The sequence below is a fragment of the uncultured Arcanobacterium sp. genome, from assembly GCF_947253055.1.
Classification (GTDB): Bacteria; Actinomycetota; Actinomycetes; order Actinomycetales; family Actinomycetaceae; genus Arcanobacterium_A.
Genome location: NZ_CAMXYE010000009.1, coordinates 20,316 through 27,486 on the forward strand (window position 1 = coordinate 20,316; position 7,171 = coordinate 27,486).

The 7,171-nt window shown below is 50.2% G+C and carries 9 protein-coding genes; all 9 read right to left on the minus strand.

Going from position 1 to position 7,171, the window contains the following annotated elements; genetic code table 11:
- Positions 1-7: 7 nt before the first annotated feature.
- Positions 8-265, minus strand: coding sequence for an ATP synthase F1 subunit epsilon (atpC, locus tag Q0X35_RS01285; RefSeq protein ID WP_073996663.1), 258 nt, complete (start codon positions 263-265; stop codon positions 8-10).
- Entirely contained in the window at positions 265-1,749 is a 1,485-nt protein-coding gene (gene atpD / locus Q0X35_RS01290) for a F0F1 ATP synthase subunit beta (RefSeq protein WP_297564612.1), read from the minus strand. Before atpD ends, atpC begins: the two co-directional genes overlap by 1 nt.
- Before the next feature lie 42 nt (positions 1,750-1,791).
- Entirely contained in the window at positions 1,792-2,706 is a 915-nt protein-coding gene (locus tag Q0X35_RS01295; RefSeq protein WP_297564613.1) for a F0F1 ATP synthase subunit gamma, read from the minus strand.
- An 8-nt stretch (positions 2,707-2,714) separates the two neighbouring features.
- Positions 2,715-4,340, minus strand: a complete 1,626-nt coding sequence (atpA, locus tag Q0X35_RS01300) for a F0F1 ATP synthase subunit alpha (protein ID WP_297564615.1) — start codon at positions 4,338-4,340, stop codon at positions 2,715-2,717.
- Between the two features lie 38 nt (positions 4,341-4,378).
- On the minus strand, positions 4,379-5,200 hold the full coding sequence (gene atpH, locus Q0X35_RS01305) for an ATP synthase F1 subunit delta (protein ID WP_297564616.1): 822 nt from the start codon (positions 5,198-5,200) through the stop codon (positions 4,379-4,381).
- A complete protein-coding gene (locus Q0X35_RS01310) occupies positions 5,200-5,772 on the minus strand; it encodes a F0F1 ATP synthase subunit B (RefSeq protein ID WP_297564617.1) in 573 nt (190 codons plus the stop codon). The genes atpH and Q0X35_RS01310 overlap by 1 nt, the downstream gene beginning before the upstream one ends.
- A 5-nt stretch (positions 5,773-5,777) precedes the next feature.
- On the minus strand, positions 5,778-5,981 hold the full coding sequence (gene atpE / locus Q0X35_RS01315; RefSeq protein WP_073996669.1) for an ATP synthase F0 subunit C: 204 nt from the start codon (positions 5,979-5,981) through the stop codon (positions 5,778-5,780).
- A gap of 42 nt (positions 5,982-6,023) precedes the next feature.
- Entirely contained in the window at positions 6,024-6,839 is an 816-nt protein-coding gene (gene atpB / locus Q0X35_RS01320) for a F0F1 ATP synthase subunit A (RefSeq protein WP_073996670.1), read from the minus strand.
- Between the two features lie 142 nt (positions 6,840-6,981).
- Positions 6,982-7,171: hypothetical protein (locus Q0X35_RS01325; RefSeq protein WP_297564619.1), on the minus strand; the 190-nt coding region annotated here is incomplete at its 5' end.

The following is a 7,171-nucleotide window of genomic DNA, read 5'->3' on the forward strand; positions in this document are numbered from 1 at the left end:
TATCATCTCATTCCTCTATCGCGTGGCCGCTCTCCACCAGTATCCGGATATTATCGGAATCCACCGTCATGAACCCATTACTAATTTCCGCATAGTTTTTCTGGCCAGAATCAGTGGTATAACGGACTTTTCCGGGTACTAGTACCGCCAATACCGGCGCATGCCCTGGAAGAATTCCCATTTCTCCCTCATAAGCCGGCACCACTACTTCGGATACTTGACCCGTGAAAATGACTCCGCGGCGCGATATTATATCCAGTTTCATTACTTAGTTTCCTGCTGAATCTCATACCAGCGGCGTTCGATATCTTCGATACCTCCGATATTAAAGAAAGCCTGCTCCGGTACCTGGTCATATACGCCATCACAGATACGGCGGAATGCCTCAACCGTTTCAGCGACCGGCACGGTAGAACCTTCTACACCTGTAAACTTCACTGCCGTATAGGTATTCTGCGATAGATACTGCTCAATCCGGCGCGCCCGTGCCACAGTAATCTTATCTTCTTCGCTCAGCTCGTCTACACCGAGAATGGAGATAATATCCTGCAACTCTTTATTCTTCTGCAGAATCTGCTTGACGCGCGTAGCTACCTCGTAGTGCTCTTTTCCTACGTACTGCGGATCAAGTAAACGCGAAGTGGAGGAAAGCGGATCTACGGCCGGATAAAGACCCCGGGAAGCAATATCACGGGAAAGTTCCGTAGTCGCATCCAAATGCGCGAAAGTAGTAGCCGGCGCCGGATCGGTGTAATCATCAGCCGGTACATAAATAGCCTGCAAAGAAGTAATAGAATGACCGCGGGTAGAAGTAATACGCTCCTGCAGAGCACCCATCTCATCAGCCAAAGTGGGCTGGTAGCCTACCGCCGAAGGAATCCGCCCTAACAGCGTAGATACCTCGGAACCGGCTTGGGTGAAGCGGAAGATATTATCAATAAAGAGCAATACGTCTTGATTCTGCACATCACGGAAATACTCCGCCATAGTCAACCCGGAAAGAGCAATTCGCAAACGCACCCCTGGCGGCTCGTCCATCTGGCCGAAGACCAGCGCCGTCTTTTCCAGCACGCCTGCTTCTTCCATCTCCATAATCAAATCGTTACCCTCACGGGTACGCTCTCCAACACCCGCGAATACGGATACACCACCGTGATCTTGGGCCACGCGCTGAATCATCTCTTGAATAAGCACCGTCTTTCCTACACCGGCACCTCCGAAGAGACCAATTTTTCCACCCTGTAGATAGGGGGTGAGCAAATCGATTACCTTAATGCCCGTTTCGAACATCTTTGTCTCTGGCTCCAGCTGTTCAAAGCCAGGAGCGGTACGGTGAATCGGCCAGCGCTCTTTTACCTCTAGCTTCTCGCCTTCCTCCAGATTCAAGCAATCGCCCACCACGTTAAATACGCGCCCTTTTGTAGCTTCCCCTACCGGCACTGTGATTGGAGCACCCGTATTCTTCACCACTGCTCCCCGCACCAAGCCATCGGTAGGAGCCATGGCGATACAACGCACAATATCGTTTCCGAGATGCTGCGCCACCTCGAGAGTCATCTTCCGCCACTGCGCATCTGCACTGGCACTATCGCTATTGATATTTTGTGCCTCGGTGGTGAGAGCATAGTTAATCGCCGGCAGAGCATCCGGCGGAAACTCTACGTCCACTACCGCCCCAATTACCTGCACTATCCGCCCATCTGAGAGGGGACGCGCGTCTGTATTCTGAGTCTTATCTTCGACGGTCATTTATCTCTTCCTCTTTGCTCCCGGCAGCTACCGCTACCGCATTTATTTGCCAGCCAGCGCATCTGCACCGGAAACAATTTCTGTTATTTCTGTAGTAATTTCAGCCTGACGAGCATTATTAGCTCGCCGGACATAATCATTAATAAGTTCACGAGCGTTATCGGTGGCCGATTGCATCGCTCGCTGGCGCGAAGCCAATTCCGAAGCCGCCGCCATCAGCAATACCGAATGGATACGCTGCGATACATAGAGCGGCAGTAAAGCATCGAAAACTTCCTGCGCCGAAGGCTCAAATTCGTAGAGTGGATACTGAGTAAAACTCTTATCCGCACTTTCTTCTGCGCTATCTTCTTCCTCATCTACCACAACCAGCGGCAGCATACGGCGAATTTCTACCGTCTGGCGCACCATCGATTCAAAACGAGTCGATACCACATGCAGTTCTGCTACTCCCCCGGCGGCGGCCGGAGCTAAAAATCGCGCTAAGAAAAGCTGCGCAATTTCTAGGGCAGTCTCATTAGAAGGCTTATCTGATTCTCCCGTCCAGGCTTTCTCTATTTTTTCACCCATGAAGGAATAATGAGATTCTCCCCGCCGACCGAATACAAATAGTATTGGCTCTTTACCGGCGGCACGTAAATCTTCGAGAAGCCCATCTGCTTCCCGCAGCACGGAAGCTGAATAGGCTCCCGCCATGCCGCGATCAGAAGTAATCACAAATACGATTACCTTATTAGTATCAGTACGCTCATTAACCAAAGGGTGGTTAGTTTGCGCATGCACAGCTACAGCTGCCAGAGCTGCGGTGAGCTCCTTCGTATAGGGATCAGCTCCTAAAGCCTGCTTACGGGCTTTCCCAATCCGAGATGCAGCTATTAGCTCCATCGCCCGAAAGACTTTTTCGAGCGTGGAGGTAGCTTGAATCTTCTTCTTGTAAACTCGCTGGCTAGCTCCCACGGTATTCCCTACTTCTTAAGCACAATTTTCTCTTGCGCAGATTCTGCGCTCACTTCTTCCTCCGGAAGCTTAGCCGTATTAGCCTCTAAATTAGCCAGGAAGCTCTCGTGAAAAGCCTTCACTTCCTTCTCTAATTCTGCTTCCGTCTCGGGGGTGAGCAGTTCCGTATCCGCGATTGTGGAAAGTATCTGGGAATTATGCCGGAGATAATCCAAAAGCTGCGCTTCATAAGCATGTACTTTTATCACCGGTATATCGTCCATAAACCCATGCGTACCTGCCCACACCGAAACTACCTGCTCCTCTATCGGATAAGGCGTATTTTGTGGTTGCTTAAGCAGTTCCATTAGCCGTTCACCACGAATGAGCTGCTTCTGCGTGGCAGAATCCAGATCGGAAGCGAACATCGCGAAAGCTGCCTGCGCCCGATACTGCGCCAAAGTAATTTTCAGCGTACCGGCCACTTTCTTCATCGCCTTAATCTGGGCATCTCCGCCTACACGCGATACGGAAATACCCACATCTACTGCCGGGCGCTGATTTGCATTAAACAAATCCGACTGCAAGAATATCTGCCCATCCGTAATCGAAATTACGTTAGTCGGAATATACGCCGATACGTCGTTCGCCTTCGTCTCAATTATCGGCAAGCCAGTCATCGAACCGCCGCCATAAGCGTCCGAAAGTTTCGCACAACGCTCCAGCAGGCGAGAATGTAAGTAAAATACATCGCCCGGATAAGCTTCCCGCCCCGGAGGTCTTCTAAGTAACAGCGACATCGAACGATAAGCCTCCGCCTGTTTAGAAAGATCGTCGAAGACGATTAATACGTGCTTCGAATCGTACATCCAGTGCTGGCCAATAGCAGAGCCAGTGTAGGGCGCTAAGTATTTAAAACCAGCCGAATCAGAGGCAGGTGCGGCAACTATAGTCGTATACTGCAAAGCTCCCGCATGCTCCAAAGTAGCGCGCACCGAGGCAATAGTAGAACCTTTCTGCCCGATTGCCACATAGATACAACGTACTTGCTTCTGCGGATCGCCAGTCTCCCAGTTTTCTTTCTGATTCAAAATAGCATCGATAGCAAGGGCCGTCTTCCCGGTCTGCCTATCACCAATAATGAGCTGCCGTTGCCCCCGCCCAATCGGGATCATGGCGTCAATTGCTTTTAATCCTGTATGCAGCGGTTCGCACACTGATTTGCGCATCATCACGCCCGGAGCCTGCAATTCCAGAGCGCGCCTCCCCTGCAGGTTAGTGATATCTCCCAGGCCGTCAATGGGATTGCCTAGTGGATCTACCACTCGCCCTAAGTAACCATCGCCTACTGGCACAGAAAGCACTTCACCGGTACGGCGTACTTCCATACCTTCCTGAATCATCGAGAAATCACCGAGCACTACCACGCCGATTTCTTTTTCTTCAAGATTCATTGCTAAACCTTGCGTGCCGTCTTCGAATTTCAGCAGCTCGTTCGCCATCGTACCGGGCAGCCCGGCCACTCGCGCAATACCGTCTGCCGTCTCCAGTACCTGCCCGACTTCTTCCCCAGCCACCTGAGCTGGCTCATAAGACTCTACGAAGTTGCTCAGCGCCTCCCGAATTTTCTCGGGTTGGATGCTTAGTTCAGCCATTCCTCTTCCTCGTTCACTCTCAGCGGCCTCCGCCGCATTTATTTAAGATTTTTTGCAAATTTTTCCCGCACCGCTGCCAGCCGTGCTCCTAAAGTACCGTCAATTACCTCATCGCCCACGCGGATACGCAATCCGCCGCCAATACTCGTATCAATAGTGGTATGCAAACGTATATCCGCTCCATACTTGCTACTGAGAATATTGCACAGTCGCTCTTCTTGCTCACTGCTCAGGGGCACTGCACTCAACACCGAAGCCACCAAATGTGCTCCCCGCTCAGCAGCAATATCCATATATCTACTGATAACCCGGGTAAAGGACTCTTCTTCGCTCAGCTGCAAAGCTCGGAAAATAAGCTCTTTACCATAAGGATTAATATCAGCAAATACCTGCTCTGCTAGTTTTTTCCGCGCCGCCAATTCGATGTGGTTATCAGCCAAGGTGATACGTAAATCGCGCTCCCGGCTGAGCAACCGCAGTAACTTATACAGTGATTCTTCCGTGCTATCTAAAAGATTAACGCGCTCCGCACCTGCCAGCACCGATTGAGTCGCTAAATTATCTAGCGCCACGCAAAAATCTTTTTCTTCTGCCCAATTCGCAGCAATTACCCCGCTCAACAGATCTTGCACTGCTCCGCTCACGTTATTGGCAAATACTTCCGCTGCTAGGCGCTGGCGGTCTTCAGCTGGGCGAGCACTATCAGCAAGAGCTCCTAATAAAGTGGAATTCTGCTGTAAAAGATCGCGCACCGCATATATTTCCTGCGCAAATTTTACTTCCTGCTCCGGGTGCTCCCGTAAAAGAGCATTCCAAGAATCCACTAAATTCCTTAAGGCAACTTCACTTCCGGTACGCACTAAGCCTCCCGGGAATCTGCTTTTTGCCGAATCGAATCTTGCTCTAATTCGTCTAAGAATCGATCAATGACCCGCCCAGCCAATTCTTTATCACTCACTGCTTCGCCGATAATCCGCCCCGCTAAATCAGTAGCTAGAAGCCCAATATGAGCTTGCAGAGTACGAGAGGCAGCTTCTTGATCTGCTACGATACGCTGCTGAGCAGAATCAACGATATCAGCGGCATCATCGCGCCCCTTCATCTGGGCATCAGCAATAATCATCCGCGCATTTTCCTGAGCTTTTTCTCTGATTGATGCCGCTTCTTGCTGGGCAGAGGTGACTTCTTTGCGCAACTGTGCCTGCGCTGCCGCAATTTCTTCTTGCGCAGCAGCCGCAGCCTGCAAGCCAGCGTCAATCTTTTCTCCCCGCTCTTCTAAAAGCTGGGAGAAAGTAGGCCAGGCAAATTTATAAATCGCAATTGCCACAATTGCGAAAGCGACCGTACCCCAAAGCAAATCCGGCAAAGCCGGCACCAATAGCTGGAAGCCACTGGCAGAAGCGGAGGCGGATGCAAAAATAGCCGTCTCCATGATCATCAGAATACGAATCCAGCGGCGAAGCCAATCAGACCTAGTGCCTCCGCAAAGGCGATGGCCAGAAACATATTAATACGCAGATATCCCTTCAACTCGGGCTGCCGAGCGGTAGATTCCTGCGTCTTCGCGCCGATCATACCAATAGCCAGCGAAGGTCCTAGGGTGGCGATACCATATCCAATAGTGGCGATGCTACCAGTCATATTTAATTTCCTTTTCTGTGTTGTTATCTGTTTATGAAAGTTTTATTCCGATATTGACATCAATACGTAGACGCCGGAGAGCATAGTAAAGATGAATGCCTGCAAAGCGGCCACGAAAATTTCGAATACTACAAAGACAATTCCGGCTAGCAACGTAAGCGTACCGGCCCCCACCCCGATAGCACCGGAGATAGTGAAATAGAGGTAGTTAGTACCTAAGAAACAAAGCACTAGGATGAAATGCCCCGAAACCATATTCACTAAAAGACGCAAGGCAAGGGTGATTGGGCGCAATATGAAGGTCGAAAATAGCTCAATCGGAATCATCAGTATGTAGAGCGGAGCTGGTACCCCCGGGGGCATAAGTGAGTTGCGGAAAAACTTAATACCCGAATTTCTTACGCCTGCCACTATAAAGCCGATATAGGCATAGATGCCGAAGATAAGGGGCATACCGAAGAGAGAGGTGCCGGCTATTTGTAAACCGGGAATCACGCCCGTCAAATTCATGAAAAGAATACCGAGAAAAAGCGTAGCTAAGAAAGGCTGGTAGGGGCCGGCTTTGGGCCCGAGGATTTGCTCCCCGATTTGCACCCGCGAAAACTCTAAAAGTGATTCCACCGCACTCTGGGCTTTTCCCGGCACTAAACGAGCGCGCCGCGAATAGAGGAACATAATTAGGAAAAGGCAGAGCACCGCGATTAGCCGCACCAGAATAATACGATTCAAGGCAAAAGGAGTGCCCGCAAAAAGAATCGGGGCTGGATCAAATTCTCCTGCCAAAGAAGGGCCAGTAAAATCATTTCCCGCGGTAGCAGTGAAGTAAGCAGGGACGATGAGACTAAGCGGAGTATTCACTATCCATTTAATCCTATTCTAAAAATTTTTCCGCCTCCGCCCACGTAGCATCGCTGGATTCGGAGCAAAACCTAACGTTAATACTCTACATGAGAAGTTACGTATCAGCCAGCCCCGGGGCGGGTAAAAAAGAAGATATTTTTTAAAGATTCGAATTAGAAAAATCTGGGCCCGGAGCGCGCAAAATTATCAGCGAAGCGATGCAGAGTGAAATCAATAGTCCGGCTATAAAACCGCCACAGACTCCGCCGAGACTGGCAAAATTTCCCACTCGTACCACTACGAGAGATATAAAAACTAAAAGTATTTTCCCGCCGTAGCTGACCAAACTA

Excerpts from the sequence above, each read along its gene's own strand:
- atpC (WP_073996663.1), bottom strand. The coding sequence starts at position 265 with ATGAAACTGGATATAATATCGCGCCGCGGAGTCATTTTCACGGGTCAA.
- atpD (WP_297564612.1), bottom strand. The coding sequence starts at position 1,749 with ATGACCGTCGAAGATAAGACTCAGAATACAGACGCGCGTCCCCTCTCA.
- atpA (WP_297564615.1), bottom strand. The coding sequence starts at position 4,340 with ATGGCTGAACTAAGCATCCAACCCGAGAAAATTCGGGAGGCGCTGAGC.
- Q0X35_RS01310 (WP_297564617.1), bottom strand. The coding sequence starts at position 5,772 with ATGGAGACGGCTATTTTTGCATCCGCCTCCGCTTCTGCCAGTGGCTTC.
- atpE (WP_073996669.1), bottom strand. The coding sequence starts at position 5,981 with ATGACTGGTAGCATCGCCACTATTGGATATGGTATCGCCACCCTAGGA.